The following is a 1,337-nucleotide window of genomic DNA, read 5'->3' as shown; positions in this document are numbered from 1 at the left end:
TTGGTGGCGATCAGGGTGATGGCGCCGGTCAGGGCCGTGGTGCCATCACCGGCCGTCGCGCCCGTGCTTGCAAAGGAGCCGATGGTGGCGCCGAGGGTCGTGGTGCCGGTTGCGGCCGTGGTACCGCCGGCCGTGCCGTTATAGAGCACGTTGCTGCTCGCAGTCGCGCTGGCAAAGGAGGTCGTGCCGCGCAGGTCCGCCGCCGTCGCACCAGCGATCGTGGTGGAGACGTTGGACTTGGTGGAGTAGCCGACGGTGGTCTGCAGCGCCTGGTTGGCGATCGACTTCGCAGAGTCGATCAGCTTCTGCAACGAGGTCAGGCCGGTGTTGGCAGCCTGCAGCACCTGCACGCCGTTGGCGATGCCGTCGAGCAGATTGTTGATGTCGCTGGCGCGGTTGTCGAGCGACTGTGCAGTGAAGAAGTTGGTGGGATTGTCCAGGGCCGAGTTGACGCTCTTGCCGGTCGACAGACGGTTCTGTGTGGTGGCGAGAAGATCAGCGGTGGACTGGAGAGACAGCAGGTTCTGACGAACCGACGCAGAGAGAACAATACCGGACATGACTCTTACCCTTCTGGTTTACGCGTCTTCGTTCGATCGCTTCAGATCGAGTGACGGGGACAGCGTGCCCCGACATGGCTAACAAAGGGTGAAACGACGCGCGTCCGCATTAAGCGCGGGTTCACCATAAGCGCGCGGAAGGCGTGGTCCCGGCCGGCAATCAGGTTGAAATCATTGGCATTTATCCACGCTTACTCTCCATTAACCATAACCGCTGGTTACTTTTCAGAGCGTCGCAAGGCTACTCGAATGACAGCTGACGCGCAAAAAAAGCGGCGGGGCCGAAGCCCCGCCGCCAGATCTTGCTTGCGATGTCGTCCGCTAGTTAGCGGAGCAGCTGCAGCACGCTCTGCTGCGACTGGTTGGCCAGCGACAGCGCGGAGACCGCGATCGACTGGCGGGTCGACAGCGCCTGGCTGTTCGCGGCTTCGACGTTGGTGTCGGCCAGGGTCAGGTTGGACGAACCGGTCTGCAGCACGTTGATCAGGTTCTTGTTGAAGTCCTGACGCACCTGCACGATCGTGAGGTTCGAACCAAGGCTCGACGCTTCCGAACGCAGCGTGCTCGACGCCGAGTTCAGGTTGGTCAGCACCTTGTTGGTGGCAGCGTTGTCGATGAAGTCGACACCGCTGGTCAGCGAGGCGAGGCCGAGACCCTTGGAGTTGTAGGTCACGCCGGTGATGCTCAGGTTCGACTTGCCGGTCTCGTCAAACACCAGCTTGAGCTGGTCGCCGTTCAAGAGGTTGACGCCGTTGAACGAGGAGTCCTGCGAGGTCG

Annotated in this window: 1 protein-coding gene and 1 pseudogene; both read right to left on the bottom strand. The window is 61.8% G+C overall.

Annotated elements, in window-relative coordinates; all coding sequences use genetic code 11:
- Positions 1–560 (bottom strand): annotated as a pseudogene (locus N551_RS36070) (flagellin); the annotation flags it as partial.
- Between the two features lie 325 nt (positions 561–885).
- The coding region (locus tag N551_RS36065; RefSeq protein ID WP_035961681.1) for a flagellin at positions 886–1,337 on the bottom strand (452 nt) is incomplete at its 5' end.

This window comes from Bradyrhizobium sp. URHA0013 (assembly GCF_000518345.1).
In the GTDB taxonomy this organism is placed as follows: Bacteria; Pseudomonadota; Alphaproteobacteria; order Rhizobiales; family Xanthobacteraceae; genus Bradyrhizobium.
The sequence above is the reverse complement of the archived record's forward strand: the minus strand, read 5'-3'. Positions and strand labels throughout refer to the sequence as shown.